The sequence below is a fragment of the Alkalicoccus luteus genome, from assembly GCF_012034335.1.
Taxonomy (GTDB): domain Bacteria; phylum Bacillota; class Bacilli; order Bacillales; family Salisediminibacteriaceae; genus Alkalicoccus; species Alkalicoccus luteus_A.
In genome coordinates, this window is record NZ_JAATHJ010000002.1 from 1 (window position 1) to 15223 (window position 15223).

Annotated in this window: 13 protein-coding genes; 1 reads left to right on the forward strand and 12 read right to left on the reverse strand. The window is 47.0% G+C overall.

Annotated elements, in window-relative coordinates; genetic code table 11:
* Nucleotides 1-173: 173 nt before the first annotated feature.
* From tkt to yneA, 4 genes are all read right to left on the reverse strand, one after another.
* Nucleotides 174-2171 carry a transketolase gene (gene tkt / locus HCN83_RS01570; RefSeq protein ID WP_168004769.1) on the reverse strand — a complete coding sequence of 666 codons (1998 nt, stop codon included), beginning with the start codon at nt 2169-2171 and terminating at the stop codon, nt 174-176.
* Nucleotides 2172-2393: 222 nt separating this feature from the next.
* Complete coding sequence (locus HCN83_RS01575) at nt 2394-2630, reverse strand: DUF896 domain-containing protein (protein WP_168004770.1); 237 nt, start codon at nt 2628-2630, stop codon at nt 2394-2396.
* Between the two features lie 36 nt (nt 2631-2666).
* Nucleotides 2667-3335: a YneB family resolvase-like protein gene (locus tag HCN83_RS01580; protein ID WP_168004562.1), complete on the reverse strand. Its 669-nt coding sequence runs from the start codon at nt 3333-3335 to the stop codon at nt 2667-2669.
* Complete coding sequence (gene yneA, locus HCN83_RS01585) at nt 3332-3631, reverse strand: cell division suppressor protein YneA (protein WP_168004563.1); 300 nt, start codon at nt 3629-3631, stop codon at nt 3332-3334. Before yneA ends, HCN83_RS01580 begins: the two co-directional genes overlap by 4 nt.
* A 186-nt stretch (nt 3632-3817) precedes the next feature.
* Here yneA and lexA point away from each other — a divergent pair, with 186 nt between their 5' ends.
* The gene (gene lexA / locus HCN83_RS01590; RefSeq protein WP_168004564.1) at nt 3818-4438 is read left to right on the forward strand and encodes a transcriptional repressor LexA; all 621 of its coding nucleotides are present in this window, start codon (nt 3818-3820) and stop codon (nt 4436-4438) included.
* A gap of 258 nt (nt 4439-4696) precedes the next feature.
* On the opposite strand, the gene glnA is transcribed toward lexA, so the two are convergent.
* The 8 genes from glnA to mutS all read right to left on the reverse strand — a co-directional run bounded on the left by glnA (nt 4697) and on the right by mutS (nt 15213).
* Nucleotides 4697-6040, reverse strand: a complete 1344-nt coding sequence (gene glnA, locus HCN83_RS01595; RefSeq protein ID WP_168004565.1) for a type I glutamate--ammonia ligase — start codon at nt 6038-6040, stop codon at nt 4697-4699.
* Nucleotides 6041-6244: 204 nt separating this feature from the next.
* Nucleotides 6245-7501 carry a methionine gamma-lyase family protein gene (locus tag HCN83_RS01600; RefSeq protein WP_168004566.1) on the reverse strand — a complete coding sequence of 419 codons (1257 nt, stop codon included), beginning with the start codon at nt 7499-7501 and terminating at the stop codon, nt 6245-6247.
* Between the two features lie 12 nt (nt 7502-7513).
* Nucleotides 7514-8785, reverse strand: a complete 1272-nt coding sequence (gene hflX / locus HCN83_RS01605; RefSeq protein WP_168004567.1) for a GTPase HflX — start codon at nt 8783-8785, stop codon at nt 7514-7516.
* Between the two features lie 69 nt (nt 8786-8854).
* Nucleotides 8855-9100 (reverse strand): RNA chaperone Hfq, encoded by a 246-nt coding sequence (gene hfq / locus HCN83_RS01610; RefSeq protein WP_168004568.1) that lies wholly within the window; start codon nt 9098-9100, stop codon nt 8855-8857.
* Between the two features lie 34 nt (nt 9101-9134).
* Nucleotides 9135-10070 (reverse strand): tRNA (adenosine(37)-N6)-dimethylallyltransferase MiaA, encoded by a 936-nt coding sequence (miaA, locus tag HCN83_RS01615; RefSeq protein WP_168004569.1) that lies wholly within the window; start codon nt 10068-10070, stop codon nt 9135-9137.
* Entirely contained in the window at nt 10063-10845 is a 783-nt protein-coding gene (locus tag HCN83_RS01620) for a class I SAM-dependent methyltransferase (protein WP_168004570.1), read from the reverse strand. Before HCN83_RS01620 ends, miaA begins: the two co-directional genes overlap by 8 nt.
* Complete coding sequence (gene mutL, locus HCN83_RS01625; RefSeq protein ID WP_168004571.1) at nt 10845-12689, reverse strand: DNA mismatch repair endonuclease MutL; 1845 nt, start codon at nt 12687-12689, stop codon at nt 10845-10847. The genes HCN83_RS01620 and mutL overlap by 1 nt, the downstream gene beginning before the upstream one ends.
* A complete protein-coding gene (gene mutS / locus HCN83_RS01630) occupies nt 12649-15213 on the reverse strand; it encodes a DNA mismatch repair protein MutS (RefSeq protein WP_168004572.1) in 2565 nt (854 codons plus the stop codon). Before mutS ends, mutL begins: the two co-directional genes overlap by 41 nt.
* Nucleotides 15214-15223: the final 10 nt, after the last annotated feature.

The following is a 15223-nucleotide window of genomic DNA, read 5'->3' on the forward strand; positions in this document are numbered from 1 at the left end:
GTGTTTGCGTCCGGCTTCCTTCAGATTCCGGGTCGCCCCGGACACCCTTGCCATTCGCTAACGGTTCCCATTGCCAAGCCCGTAGTGGACTTTCACCACCAAGCTGTCAGACATGCCGGGCACACGCTAAAAAGCAGACGGCCTGTTGGTAAGAGGCCGCCTGCTGTCACTGCTTATTTGTTTAAAAGCTGTTTAAATCGGTTAACAACGTTCTCTGTATGAAAGCCGTACTCTTTCATAATCTGATCCCCGGGTGCGGAGGCACCGAACGTTTCAATTCCAAGTACCGATCCCTCTGAACCAGTGTAGCGCTCCCAGCCCAGCGGAGAGGCAACTTCAATTGCAAGGCGGGCTTTTACATCAGAAGGCAGTACAGATTCTTTATACGCATCTGACTGCTTATCAAACCGGTCCCAGCTCGGAACAGAAACAACAGATACGAAAATACCTTCTTTTTCAAGTGCAGACTGTGCATCAACTGCCAGTGACACTTCAGAACCTGATGCAAGCAGCAGGCCGTCAGGACGTCCGTTTGCTTCACTGATCACATACGCACCTTTTTTAACACCTTCCAGAGCAGCATCTTTAGAACCAGGCAGCACAGGCAGTCCTTGACGGGTTAAAACGAGAGCTGTTGGATGATCTTTGGATTCTACCGCGAGTCTCCACGCAGCTGCTGTCTCATTCCCATCCGCAGGGCGGATGAGGGACAGGCCTGGCATTGCACGAAGTGAAGGCAGCTGCTCGACAGGCTCATGTGTCGGACCGTCTTCGCCTACCGCAATACTGTCATGCGTAAACACAAAAGTTGATGGAATCTTCATGAGAGCTGCAAGACGAACTGCCGGACGCAGATAGTCGGAAAATACAAAGAACGTCGCGCCGTAAGGTTTTACGCCACCATGAAGCGCCATGCCGTTGACAGCAGCTGCCATCGCAAACTCTCTAACGCCGAACCAGATGTTTCGTCCTGCGTAGTTGTTGCGGGAAAAGTCTTCTTCACCATTCAGCATCGTTTTGTTGGACGACGCGAGGTCTGCTGAGCCGCCAAACAGGTTAGGAACCCGGCCGGCAATGGCATTTAATACTTCGCCGCCGGATGCTCTTGTAGCCGATTTATCGCCATCCTCATAAACGGGAATATCTGCATCCCAGTCTTCCGGAAGCTCGTTGTGAATCGCTCGCTCAAGCTGCGCGCCAAGCTCTGGAAATTCCTCTTTATAAGATGCGAAAAGATCGTTCCATGCGTCTTCCTGCTGCTGGCCTTTTTCTTTCAATTGGTTGTAATGGGCCTTAACTTCATCTGGAATGTAGAACGGCTCTTCATACTCCCAGTTATACGCTTTTTTAGCTGCTGCTGCTTCTTCTTCCCCGAGTGGGGCTCCGTGAGAAGCAGATTTTCCGCTTTTATTGGGAGAGCCGTAACCAATAACCGTTTTCACTTCAATCATAGATGGACGATCATCCGCCTTAGCTTCTTCTACAGCTTTTGTAATCGCTCCAAGATCGTTTCCATCCTCGACATAAAGAACATGCCAGCCGTATGCACGATAACGGTCAGCAACGCTTTCAGAGAATGACTGATGCAAGTCTCCATCAAGTGAGATATCGTTGGAATCATAGAGAACAATCAGTTTACCAAGCTTCAGATGACCTGCAAGAGAAGCAGATTCAGCAGAAACACCTTCCATCAGATCTCCATCTCCACAGATGCTGTACGTATAGTGATCGATAAGATCGTAGCCGGGCTTATTGTATACTGCACTCAAGTGTGCTTCAGCCATTGCGAAGCCTGTGGCCATTGCAATACCCTGGCCAAGTGGACCTGTCGTCGCCTCCACACCTGGTGTGTGCTTATATTCAGGGTGACCGGGTGTACGGCTGTTAAACTGCCGGAAGTTTTTCAGATCATCGAGTGTTACGTCATAACCGTGCAGGTGAAGCAGGCTGTAAAGCAGCATGGAACCGTGGCCGGCTGACAGAATAAATCTGTCCCGGTTAAACCAGTCCGGATTTGCAGGATTGTGCTGCATAAACTCAGTGAATAGCTTATACGCCATTGGAGCGGACCCCATTGGCATACCCGGATGTCCGGAATTAGCTTTTTCAATGCTGTCAATTGATAATGTTCGTATCGTATTAATCGACAGTTGATCAACGGAAGTGGTCATTGTCATGAATTAACACCCTCACTTTACGTTATAATTTACCTTACTCGTTTTATGATATATGTTTCGCACCGGTTAGACAACCTGAAAACGAAACTTTGCACACAATTGTACGTACGTCTATAAGGTAATACAGCGTTGACAGACAGGCACCCAACCCAATAGTTCATTCATTAAACAATATTAATCTAAAAAAACCATTCCTCTGAAAGAATGGTTTTTTATTTAGTGAATAATATTATTGTTTCGTTTTTCAGCTTTTAGCTTTACAGGCGTAACATCATTGCCTTCTTCGTCAACTACTTTCACAGAGCTTAGCTGATTTTTGAAACTGCTCCGAACATTTTTCAAGTACTCCTGACGCAGTTCTTTCTGTTCCTTTTGTTCTTTAATGGAAAGCCCGTCTGTTTTAGCTTTCTTAGCCAGCAGATTAATACGGTCAAGCTTCTCTTTACTGATCACCTGTAACATGCCTCCAATGAGTATAGTACATTCATTTTACCGATTCACGGAGTCATTTTCAAGTATGCTGCTCTCATTGACAAACTCTTTGTAGCGGCGGTGGGCGGTAGCTTTTGATACGGTAAACCCAAGTCCGCGCAACATGACCGAAATTTCGTGGAACGTCATGCCGTTGTGGCGAAGGCGGACGATCTCCTCTACCGGAACATGCATTTTTTTTCTTCCGCCAAGACGGTGCCTCTCTAAATTGTCGTGAGGCTTATACCCTTCCTCTACAGCTTTTTTCATACCGCGCCGGATTTTGGCATTTTGAAGCTTGCGCTGATATTCTTCCACAAGCGACACGATTTCCAATACCATAGAGTCAGTTTCAGATACCTGAAGCTTCCCGCTGTCTTTAATAGAATAAACTGTGCATTCATACTTATTCAGCTGATGAAGGAGAGCCATTCGGGCGTTGCCGCGTCCCAGTCTCGTTTCATCCTGAATTAACAGACAAGGATGCTCTGTTTCTTTAATTCCTTCCAGTATGGTAAGAATCCCCGGCCTGTCCACGTCGTATCCACTTGCTTCTTCCCGTTCGATTCTCACCGTATTCATGCCCCAGTCTCTCGCTGCAGCTGTAAGCTCCTCTTCCTGCCGCTCCAGGGATGATTGCTGGGTTTCTTTTTCCGTACTGACACGGCAGTAAATAAATGCGTTCAATCTGATGCCACTCCAATCCATTTTCCTGGTACCGTCAGAGACTGGCCGGGATAAATCGTTTCGCTGTCCAATTCATTCTCCTGTTTAAGCCAGTATACGGTTTCCTCGAGCTTCATGTCCAATTCCCCAGACACTGAATCAGCCACAGTCCAGAGAGATTCACCTTCCTGCACGATATGCTCGCCGTCAGCAGGCGTATGCGGATGTTCTCCTCCGCTCGCACCGGCGGCAGTAAAAATAGCTGCGGCTGCAAGTAGTGATGTTACTGGTCCTGTGATGTTCCATTGTCTGATCATATTTGTTCGCCCCTTTGTTCGCAGGAATATTTGTTCGCATTGTCTATTCCAAGCATACAAGGAACGAACGTTCGTGTCAACAGAATAATAGAACGAACGTTTGCGAAACCTTTGTTCTCATGCTATACTTTTCCATAAGGAAATATGAGCTCGAATGTTTCTAACCTAAAATAATGAGGTGTTCACATGACGAAATTATCCACCCGGCAGCAGGCGATCCTCGATTTTATCCGGGATGAAGTTAAGGATAAAGGCTATCCTCCGTCTGTCAGAGAAATTGGTGAGGCTGTCGGTCTCGCTTCCAGCTCTACAGTACACGGTCATCTGTCCAGGCTTGAAAAAAAAGGCTTCATACGCCGAGATCCAACGAAACCGAGAGCTATTGAGGTTATAGGACAGGAAGGCGATCAGTCTGTTACACATACCCCGGCCATTTCTGTTCCCGTTATTGGTAAAGTAACAGCCGGTCAGCCGATTACAGCTATCGAGAATGTTGAAGAATACGTGCCGCTGCCTGCAAGCCTCGCTCAGGATGAAGAATCGTTCATCCTGGAAATCTCCGGTGATTCAATGATTGAAGCTGGTATTTTTGACGGCGACTACGTTGTTGTACGCCAGCAGGCTCACGCTGACAATGGGGACATTGTCGTCGCTATGACCGATGAGAATGAAGCTACCGTTAAACGTTTCTTTAAGGAAAAAGACTATTTCCGGCTTCAGCCGGAAAATGCCTCACTTGAACCGATTATTTTAGATTACGTGCATATACTCGGAAAAGTAGTCGGAGTCTTCCGCACGCTTCACTGAGTTTCATTTTAAAAAAACCAGGAGTTCCGATTTATATCGGAACTCCTGGTTTTTCGGATCAGTTCACGGGTCACGTTTGAAGAATACCCTCACATTCGCAATGGCACAGAGTTACATCGATAAGCAAACTCGAGGGTGTTTTCAACTATTTACGTATTTATGAGCTCACATTCCAGTTTTTCAGCTGAATACAGTGCATAAAAAACGATCTGACCAAAAGAAACCCTGGAGCCGATTTGGCTCCAGGGTTTTGTTCCATTAATAAGTCTGGATGTACTGCTCGCGCTCCCAAGGGTGAACCTGGGTTGCAAACATATCCCACTCGATTTCCTTCGCTTCGATAAAGTGCTCGAGAGCGTGGCTGCCGAGAGATTTTGTAATTGTTTCGTTTTTAGCAAGTGCTTCAATTGCTTCTTTGAGTGATGCTGGAAGTGCCTGAATCCCTTCTGCTTCACGCTCTTGAGCGTCCATCGCATAAATGTTGCGGTTCGTTTCTTCCGGTGGTGTAAGCTTCTTGCGGACACCATCAAGGCCGGCTGCAAGAAGAGCTGCCATCGCAAGATACGGATTCGCGGCTGGGTCAACGCTTCGTACTTCGATACGCGTGGAAAGACCACGTGACGAAGGAATACGTACGAGCGGTGAACGGTTACGCATAGACCATGCAATGTAGCAAGGTGCTTCATAACCAGGTACAAGACGCTTATAAGAGTTAACTGTCGGATTCGTAATTGCTGTAAATGCGTCCGCGTGTTTTAGAATGCCAGCAAGGAACTGCATAGCCGTTTCACTCATACCGGTTTCTGTAGACTCGTCATAAAATGCGTTGTCTTTCTCGCTGCGGAACAGAGACATGTTTGCATGCATTCCGTTTCCGTTAACACCGAAGAGCGGCTTAGGCATGAAAGTAGCATGCAGTCCGTGCTTACGTGCAATTGTTTTTACAACGAGCTTGAAAGTCTGGATGTTGTCAGCTGTCGTAACTGCGTCTGCATATTTAAAGTCAATTTCATGCTGACCAGGAGCTACTTCGTGGTGGGAAGCTTCAATTTCGAAGCCCATATCCTCAAGCTCAAGCACGATGTCCCGGCGGCAGTTTTCACCAAGATCTGTTGGAGCAAGGTCAAAATATCCGCCTTTATCATTCAATTCAAGCGTCGGCTCACCGTTCTCATCATTTTTGAATAAGAAGAATTCCGGCTCAGGACCAATATTGAAATCGGAGAAGCCAAGATCTTCCGCTTCCTTAAGTACTTTTTTCAGGATACCGCGTGGATCACCGGCAAATGGCGTGCGTTCCGGATCCGGATTATGAACATCACAGATTAAACGAGCTACTTTCCCTTTTTCAGGTGTCCAAGGGAACACGACCCACGTTTCAAGGTCCGGATGAAGGTACATATCAGACTCTTCAATTCGTACGAAACCTTCGATGGAGGAACCATCAAACATCATCAGATTATCAAGTGCTTTTGGCAGCTGATCCACCGGGATTTCTACGTTTTTAATAATACCCAGCAGGTCAGTGAACTGGAGTCGGATAAACTTTACGTTTTCCTCCTCGGCCATTTTCATAATGTCTTTTTTAGTCGTATTGCTCATGTCTATATTCTCCTCCTTCGATGATCTGAACAGCTTCAGGTAATTCTGAAAACTGCGATAGTTGTATCCTACCGAACTTTACCTCTTATGAAAAGGTGATTGTCAGATAATCTAACAGGGAAATTTTCTGACAATCATTTCAGAGGATCAATTGCTTTTTTAAAATATGTCCGGGTAATATCTCACGTTTCATCGGTTTTCCTCTCACTTTCTACTGATTACACCTGTCAAAGCTGCGGAAACAGCTTCAGTAACAGCTGTTTTTACATGTTCAAACGTGAGACCACCTTGAACATAAGCCCGGTACGGCGGTCTCAGGGGACCGTCCGCAGATAATTCAATGCTAGCCCCCTGAATAAATGCGCCAGCTGCCATGATGACATCATCACTATACCCTGGCATTGGAGACGGATATGGAGTCACATGTGAATCTACCGGTGAGAACTTCTGGATCGTTTGACAAAAAGCAGTCATTTCCTCAGCGGAGTTGAAATGGACGGCCTGAATCAAATCTGTTCGCTCTTCGGATGCTTTCGGCTCTACGCTCATTCCTGCTTCCTCCAGCATAGCCGCTGTAAATACTGCGCCTTTAAGCGCTTCTCCTACAACATGTGGAGCCAGAAAGAAACCTTGAAACATTCCATGTAAAACACCTGTTGTCGCGCCGCCCTCTGCTCCTATTCCTGGAGCCGCGAGCCGATTGGCACATTTGATTACTAAATCCTTCCTGCCGCAAATGTAGCCGCCGGTAAGCGCCAGACCTCCTCCAGGATTTTTAATAAGTGAACCAGCTGTTAAATCTGCGCCTGCATGTCCTGGTTCTCTCGTTTCCACAAATTCACCGTAACAGTTATCAACAAATACAATTAAACCTGGATGAACAGCCTTTAAAGAATGAATCGCTTCTTCCATTGCATCGATTGTGATGGACGGTCTATTCCCGTATCCTCTTGAACGCTGGATCCCGATGACTTTTGTATTATCTGTGATTTGATTCAATACTTCTTCCACATCAATGTTTCCATTTTTCAACTCTACTTCTTTGTACGTTATACCATAATCCTTCAGGGCACCGTTTCCGGCTTCTCCTTTTAAACCTATCACCTCCTCCAGCGTATCGTAAGGACGGCCTGTTATATAAAGCAGTTCATCGCCGGGACGCAGCACTCCAAAGAGAGCAGTGCTGATTGCGTGAGTTCCTGACACAAACTGACCTCTAACCAGTGCTGATTCAGCAGCGAACACTTCTGCATATATGTTTTCAAGCTTATCTCTTCCAGAGTCATCATATCCATAGCCAGTAGAGGGCGCAAAATGATAATCAGAAACTTCCGCCTCCCGAAAAGCATTCAATACTCGTCTCTGATTATATTCCACCGTTTGACCAATTGTAAAAAATCGTTCCATTAAGCTGCGGTGCACAGCATCACTCATTGTATGAATATCGGTTCGTTCCATCATAAAAACAGCCGGTTACCATTCCGGCTTCTCCCTCCTCATTCTCGTTACTTCATTGGCAATAGCAGTTTCAGGCGGTACATAACCGGAAAACTCATATTCATCCGTCGTTTCATTGAACGTTTCGTTTGCTACAATCGTCTGCTGCTTAAGCCGGTGCAGAAATTTACCTTCTGATGCAGCAAAACGAATAACATAGGGGAGAAACTGAGCTTTCAGCTGCTGCTCAAGTGCTTGAAACAGCAGCTGAACATCGTCGGGATTTTTCGCGCTGACCGCAATGGAGTTTCCGGAGCCTGTTGAAGGAACATGGCCGTCTTTTATTAAATCTTTTTTATTGTAAACAGTCATTGCTGGCACAGTTCCAGCCCCTAACTCGTTTAACAGCTTATTTACAGAGGTCTCATGATTGTCTGCGTCTGCGTGAGAGGCATCTACGACGTGCAGAAGAAAATCTGCTTCCCGTACCTCTTCCAGCGTTGACCGGAAAGCTGCAATCAACGTTGTCGGCAGTTGTTGAATAAAACCGACTGTGTCTGTTAAAAGCAGATTGAATCCCGAGGGCAGCTTTACCTTTCTCGAGAGAGGGTCAAGCGTTGCAAACAACTTATCCTCTGTAAACGTCTCGCTTTTAGCAAGTTGTTCAAGGAGCGTTGATTTTCCGGCATTTGTGTACCCTACAAGTGCGATTTGAAAAACTTCTTTCTCTTTTCTGTTTTCTCTGTAGCGGGTACGGTGGCTGCTGACCTCATTAAGTCGGCGTCTCAGCTCCGCCATACGGTTTCGGATGTGGCGCTGATCCGTTTCAAGCTTCGTTTCTCCGGGACCTCTTGTTCCAATCCCGCCTCCCAGCCTTGAGAGGGAAGTCCCCTGACCACGCAGTCTTGGCAGCGTATAGCTTAGCTGGGCAAGTTCAACCTGCAGCTGGCCTTCACGTGAGTTAGCACGCTGAGCAAAGATATCCAGAATAAGCTGCGTACGGTCAATCACTGCAGCTGGCAGAGCTGCAGTTAGGTTTCGAAGCTGGGTAGGAGAAAGTTCGTCATTAAAAATGATGAGCCCTGCTCCATGTTCTTCCGCTGCTGCAGCCAGTTCTTCTACTTTACCCGGGCCTATGTATGTTGCTGCACGCGGGGCCTTCAGCGTCTGAATGACTCGTGCTACAGGTCTGCCGCCGGCCGTTTCAGTCAGCGCCGAGAGTTCATCCATACGGTATTCAAACGTTGTTTCACTTTGCTGTTGTTTACGGACACCAGTTAAAATGACCGTTTCATTATGACTTGGCATAATCTGCCTCCTTTAGTGCTGAACTACAGAAAAAAACCCGGTATGATTCATTCATCCGGGCTCTCTTCTTTATGACGAGGGAGCAGGTTTATCCTGATAGAACTGGACATTCCTCTGAGGGGAAAAGGTGGAAATGGCGTGTTTATAAACTAGCTGCTGCTTTCCGTCAGTGTCAAGAATAACAGTGAAGTTATCAAAGCTTTTAACGAGACCTCGCAGCTGAAAACCGTTCAGCAGGAATACGGTAACCGGAATGCTTTCTTTACGCAGCTGATTGAGAAACTGATCCTGAATATTTACTGGCTGCTGTTTCATATTGCGCTTCCCCCTCCTGAAAAAATCAGAATTGTTATCTTAGCGGACCGATAAAACGGGATATCTCACCGATAACCGCTTTTTCTCTTTCTTCCCTGTCCCCACTCAAATCAAACCATGTTACCGGCAGCTTATTGCGAAACCAAGTGAGCTGCCGTTTCGCAAATCGCCGAGTGTGCTGCTTCAGCTGAAGCAGGCATGTTTCAAGTTCGTGTTCGCCACGTATATAAGGAAACAACTCCTTATACCCGATCGCCTGGGAAGCCTGCGCTTCCGGACCGCAGGCATCATAAAGCTTTTCTGCTTCCTCCAGAAGTCCGGAAGCAGCCATCATGTCAACCCGGCTGTTAATCCGGTCATAAAGCACCTTCCGCTCCTGATAAAGACCGCAGATTAAGTAATCGTAAGGACTTTCCCGCTCGGTTTCTTCCTGAGTCGAAACTGACCCGCCCGTTACCGTGTTCACCTCCAGCATCCGAACCACGCGCTTTATATTGTTTGGGTGAACAGATTCAGCCGCAGCCGGATCTACCTGCTGCAATCGTTTATAAAGAGCAGCGCCTCCGTATTCATCCGCTTCACGTTCCAGCTTTTCCCTGACTGCAGGATCAGAGTCAGCAGAGGAAAACTGATAGCCGTACAGCAGGCTTTGGATATAAAGTCCGGCGCCGCCACAAAGAATCGGAATTTTATTTCTACTGTGAATATCTTCAATTGCGTCTGTCGCTGTCCTTTGAAAATCAGCCGCAGTAAATGTTCCGCACATAGGCACAACATTAATAAGATGATGCGGCACCTGCTCCATTTCCTCCTGCGTTGGCTTGGCGGTTCCGACATCGAGCTCCCTATAGATCTGCATAGAGTCTCCGCTGATTATTTCGCCGTCAATCGCTTTTGCGGCCTTTAAAGCAAGCTTTGTTTTTCCCGATGCGGTAGGACCTGCTATAATGATTAACTTTTTTTTATGCATCCTGTCCCTCCCCGCACTTTATGTAGCCGTAGTGAAAAGAAGCATGCTTTCGATGAAGATGTTTGAATCCAAACTGATCAAAACGCTTGCTGGAAAAATGGTCTTTCAAAATAATTTTGCGGGCTGCAACCCGTTTAGCTTCTGCTATAAACGTGTCATTCGGTTCTGCATGATCCGCAAAGGTTCGCAGCGGATCTATCGCAGCAGACGACAGGACAGGTGTATGAAACATCGGATCAATATACACATAATCAAAGTCGTTATCTTTACATGAAGCTAAAAAAACTTCAGCATTAATGTGAAGAAGCTCGATCCTCTTTGCGGCTTCGTTAAATGGAGAGGCCAATCTGTCGGCGTTACGAAGACTTTCATGCATAAGAATGTAGAGCGGGAAACTGCTCTCAAGCGCTGTCACTTCTGCATGATTCCACGCCATCAGCAGACTGTCACTCCCCATACCGAACGTGCAGTCCAGCACTCTTGCCCCATTGATATCCGGCATCAGACGAATGAGCGGATCCACGCTGCCGTTAAGCTGATCGTGCACGCGAAGGTGGGCGGAACTAGGGTGAAATGAGAGCGGGCGGGTGCCTCCCGGTGCATAAAGACGAAGACTTCCTCCGCCTGCCAGGAATGCCGGCTGCGTGCTGACAGTATCAACAAGTGACCCTTTTCTCTCGTGAAACTCCAACCCATAACGCTGTGCAAAATCTTCCGCATACAAACGATAACGGGAAGCGTTTTTTCTGCCTGTAGTTACCACTGGTTTCTGCATCAGTTCATCACCCGCTTAAACATTTTCTCAATTTCGTACGTTGAAAAATGAATCATAACGGGGCGCCCATGCGGACATGTATATGGATTATCACAGTTTCGCCATTGCTCTATCAGACCCTGCATATGAGATAAGGGGAGACTGTGATTGGCTTTAATTGAAGCTTTACATGCAAGCAGTGCGGCTGCGTCGTTCCGTAAGATGGAAAGGTCGATTTTACCAGATTTCGTCACGTAATTGATCAGCTCATAGACAGCTTTTTCTTCGCCCCCTTCTGGAAACCAGGAAGGGCAAGACCTCACCAAAAACGAGTTACCGCCGAACGATTCCAAAAATACACCGGATGTTTCAAGCTCCTCTTGATATTCTTGAACAGCGGCAGCGTCTGATGCCGATAAATCAATGGTTATCGGTACAAGCAATGTTTTCAGATCTCTGGAAGGAGTTGCCAGCTTTTTTAGGTAATACTCGTAGTTGATTCGTTCCTGAGCAGCATGCTGGTCAATCATATACATACCAGTTTCGTTCTGACAAACAATATACGTACCGTGCAGCTGCCCGACGATCTCAAGATAAGGGACAGCAGCATCCGAATAATGTCTCTCCTCGCTGATTTCCCCGCTACGCTGTGTCGTTTCTTTTTCAGCGTCATGAACAGGAGCACTGGAATCAGGAATGGGAATCGTCTTGTCAGCTTTCCGATCCGGCGGAGTCTCTTTCATAGGTGTTTCCGGTTTCATCCCATGCTCCTGCACAACATTTGATTTGCCTGACTCTTCCGGGTAAAAAGACAGAGGGATTGCTTCTGTTTCAGGTTTTGTCTGAGTCGCCGGCTTCTGTTTCATTTCGGGTATCAGTCTGGCTTCAGACCAGAGCTTTCTAATTTCTTCCTTAATAAAAGTTGAAAGCTCTGGTTCTTTACTGAGCCTGACTTCAAGTTTGGACGGATGAACGTTCACATCGATGAGTGAAGGATTCAATGTGATATGAATGCAAATGATGGGATAGCGTCCAATTGGCAGCAAAGATTGATACCCATCCAGTATCGCCCGGGTCACGATCGGACTTTTTACGAACCTCCCGTTCATAATGACCGTCATATAAGATCTGCCGGCTCTTGCATGTTCAGGGAGAGCCGCACAGCCTCTTATCTCGAAATCAGCATTTTGCGCGTGAAACTCTTTCATCGCAGCAGCTGTTCTCGGCCCGTACACATGTCTCATAACATTCAAAAGCCGTCCGTCTCCCGGTGACGAAAATTGCTTTTTCCCGTTGTGATAAAGGTCAAATCTAATTTCAGGGTGAGCAAGTGCCATTCGGTTTATCACATCCGAAATGTGTCCTGCTTCTGTCAGAACACTTTTAAGATGCTTTAACCGGGCCGGGGTGCGATGGAATAGTTTCTGCACAGAGATATCCGTTCCTCTGCGCGGAGCAGCAGGCTTTCGTTCCATCAATATACCATCCCGGTACAGCAAGGTTTCCCCATCCTCTCCTGCTGCTGTTGTCGTCATTTGCAGCTCGGATACGGATGCAATACTTGGCAGCGCTTCACCGCGAAATCCGAGCGATCTGATTCGGAATAAGTCCCTGTCAGACTGAATTTTACTCGTTGCATGTCTCTCAAATGCCGTTTCTCTGTCTTCACGGACGATACCAAGTCCGTCATCCATCACTCTGACCAGGCTTATACCGCCCTCATCTGCTTCCACTCGAATGACGGAAGCAAAAGCATCGATAGCATTTTCCACAAGCTCCTTGACGATAGAAGCGGGTCGCTCCACTACTTCTCCCGCTGCAATTTTATCTGCGAGCAGACTGTCCAGCTTTCGAATTCGCTTCATCGTCACCCTCCTCTTTTAGCTGCCGCTGCAGTTTATCCAGGTACATTACCGTTTCAACCGGTGTCATGTGAAGAAGATCGGCCTGCTTCAGCTCCTCAATTACCGGATGATCTGTCTCTGCCTCCGGGAACAGCGACAGCTGCTCTACCTGCTGCGTTTCTTTCGTACGCTGACGGTTCCGCTTTTCAAACGTGTGCAAAATGTCATCTGCTCTTCGAATCAGTTCATCCGGTAATCCTGCAAGCCGTGCTACATGGATTCCGTAGCTTTTATCTGCCGGACCCTGCTGAATACGGTGCAGAAACGTCAGCACTCCGTTGTCCTCTCTTGCACTTGCATGGACATTTTCAAGACGATTCAACTTTTCCGCAAGCACTGTCAATTCATGGTAATGGGTAGAAAAAAGAGTCACGGCTCCGATCCGATTGTGAATATATTCAATGACGGATTGAGCAAGTGCCATCCCGTCATACGTCGAAGTCCCTCTCCCAATTTCATCAAGCAGGATCAAACTTCTTGACGTGGCATCATCAACAGCCCGGCGAGTTTCGTTCATTTCCACCATAAAGGTGCTTTGACCAGATGCAAGGTCGTCTGCTGCTCCAATACGCGTAAATATATGATCAAAAAGCGGAAGTTCTGCCTGCTCAGCCGGAACAAAGGAGCCCGCCTGAGCCATGATCACTATCAATGCCAGCTGGCGCATATACGTACTTTTTCCTGCCATATTGGGCCCTGTAATCAGCAGCATATCCTGATCAGCTGTCAGGTCAAAATCATTCTCAATATATGCACCGGCGTCGATAACAGATTCTACTACCGGATGCCGGGACCTGGAAAGCGAGATCGTTTTCTCTTGATTAAATACAGGTTTAACATATCGATGCCGCTCTGCTGCTTCAGCAAAGCTCTGCAGCACGTCCAGTGAACTGACAGAAAGAGCCGCTGACTGGAGCTGTGGAATAAACGTTTTTACTTCATCTCTGATAGCGGTAAACAATTCGTACTCCAGCTTTCCGCTCTTATCCTCTGCTTCCAGAATCACTTTTTCTTTTTCTTTTAGTTCAGGCGTTACATACCTTTCGGCGTTTGAGAGCGTTTGTTTACGCTCGTATCTGTCTTCCGGAACGTGACTGATATTAGCTTTGGATACCTCAATATAATAACCGAATACTTTATTAAAACCGATTTTTAATGACCTGATTCCTGTTGCCTGACGTTCTTTCGCTTCGAGCGCCGCAATCCAGCTGCGGCCGTTTGTCATCGCATCCCGGTATTGATCCAGCTGTTCATTGTAGCCATCCTTTATAACGCCTCCATCCGTGATGGAAACAGGCGGCGTTTCAGAAATACTTAATTCCAGCAGGTTGATGAGTTCTGAAGGCGGTGTCATCCCGGATGCGAGCTTTTTTGCCGGAGCGCAGTCAAGGGATTTGAGTATTTCGGTGAGCGGATGTAACTGCTGCAGAGACTTTTTCAGTTGAAGCAGTTCACGTCCGTTCACCGTTCCAAATGATACTCTACCACTTAGCCTTTCCAGATCATACACATGTTTAAGCAGCTCTCTGATGTGATCACGCTCTAAAAAACGGTCAAGCAGGGTACCTGTCATTAAATGTCGTTCCTCTGCCTCTGATTGACTGTATAGCGGTTTCTCCATCCAGCGTTTCAGCCGCCTTGCGCCCATTGCAGTCCGGGTAAAATCAAGTACACCGAGCAGAGAGCCGGATTTGCTCCTGTCCCTCATCGTTTCTGTGATTTCAAGGTTTCTCCTGGAATAGTGATCGATCTGCAAAAAACGGGAAGGTTCATATTGTGAGAACGCCTGCAAATGCTCCAGGCTGCGTTTAGCAGTTTGATACAAATAAGCTGTTAGCAACGAGGCGCCGGACTGAAGCTCTTCTGGAAGCTCTGCAGCCTCTTTGGCAGTATCATCAGGTGAGTGTAAATACGTAATAAACGCATCTGACTTTTCGCGAATCAGCTCTGTAAGAGTGCTGTTATCTTCCAGAATCACCTCTTTAGGTCGATAAGAAAGCAGTTCTTCCATCGCTCTTTCAGCATCTTCAACTACACACGCATACGTCTCACCTGTCGTCAGGTCTGCTGCAAAAACACCGTAAGCGGACATCGTTTCAGTGATAGCCGCAACATATTGATTTCGGGCATCCTGAACACCGCTTCCCATCACTGTACCCGGGGTAATCACTTGCACAACTTCTCGCCTTACAACACCTTTAGCTGACTGAGGATCTTCTGTTTGCTCGCAGAGTGCGACTTTATATCCTTTAGATACGAGTGTGTTAATATACTGTTCAGCTGAATGGTGCGGAACGCCGCACATTGGTACTGCATCCTCGCCCTTGCCTCGCCTCGTCAAAGTAATCTCCAGTTCCTTTGCAGCGAGATCTGCATCATCAAAAAAAAGCTCGTAAAAGTCGCCTAGACGAAAAAACAAAAATGCATCTTCATACTGCTGTTTGATTGCTAAATACTGCTTCATCATCGGGGTCGTCTGTGCCATTTTATCAACC

What these genes read in the sequence shown, in the direction of transcription:
- HCN83_RS01600 (WP_168004566.1), bottom strand. Translation starts at nt 7,501, where the DNA reads ATGATGGAACGAACCGATATTCATACAATGAGTGATGCTGTGCACCGC.
- mutS (WP_168004572.1), bottom strand. Translation starts at nt 15,213, where the DNA reads ATGGCACAGACGACCCCGATGATGAAGCAGTATTTAGCAATCAAACAG.
- hflX (WP_168004567.1), bottom strand. Translation starts at nt 8,785, where the DNA reads ATGCCAAGTCATAATGAAACGGTCATTTTAACTGGTGTCCGTAAACAA.
- tkt (WP_168004769.1), bottom strand. Translation starts at nt 2,171, where the DNA reads ATGACCACTTCCGTTGATCAACTGTCGATTAATACGATACGAACATTA.
- glnA (WP_168004565.1), bottom strand. Translation starts at nt 6,040, where the DNA reads ATGAGCAATACGACTAAAAAAGACATTATGAAAATGGCCGAGGAGGAA.
- miaA (WP_168004569.1), bottom strand. Translation starts at nt 10,070, where the DNA reads ATGCATAAAAAAAAGTTAATCATTATAGCAGGTCCTACCGCATCGGGA.
- hfq (WP_168004568.1), bottom strand. Translation starts at nt 9,100, where the DNA reads ATGAAACAGCAGCCAGTAAATATTCAGGATCAGTTTCTCAATCAGCTG.
- HCN83_RS01620 (WP_168004570.1), bottom strand. Translation starts at nt 10,845, where the DNA reads ATGCAGAAACCAGTGGTAACTACAGGCAGAAAAAACGCTTCCCGTTAT.
- mutL (WP_168004571.1), bottom strand. Translation starts at nt 12,689, where the DNA reads ATGAAGCGAATTCGAAAGCTGGACAGTCTGCTCGCAGATAAAATTGCA.
- yneA (WP_168004563.1), bottom strand. Translation starts at nt 3,631, where the DNA reads ATGATCAGACAATGGAACATCACAGGACCAGTAACATCACTACTTGCA.
- lexA (WP_168004564.1), top strand. Translation starts at nt 3,818, where the DNA reads ATGACGAAATTATCCACCCGGCAGCAGGCGATCCTCGATTTTATCCGG.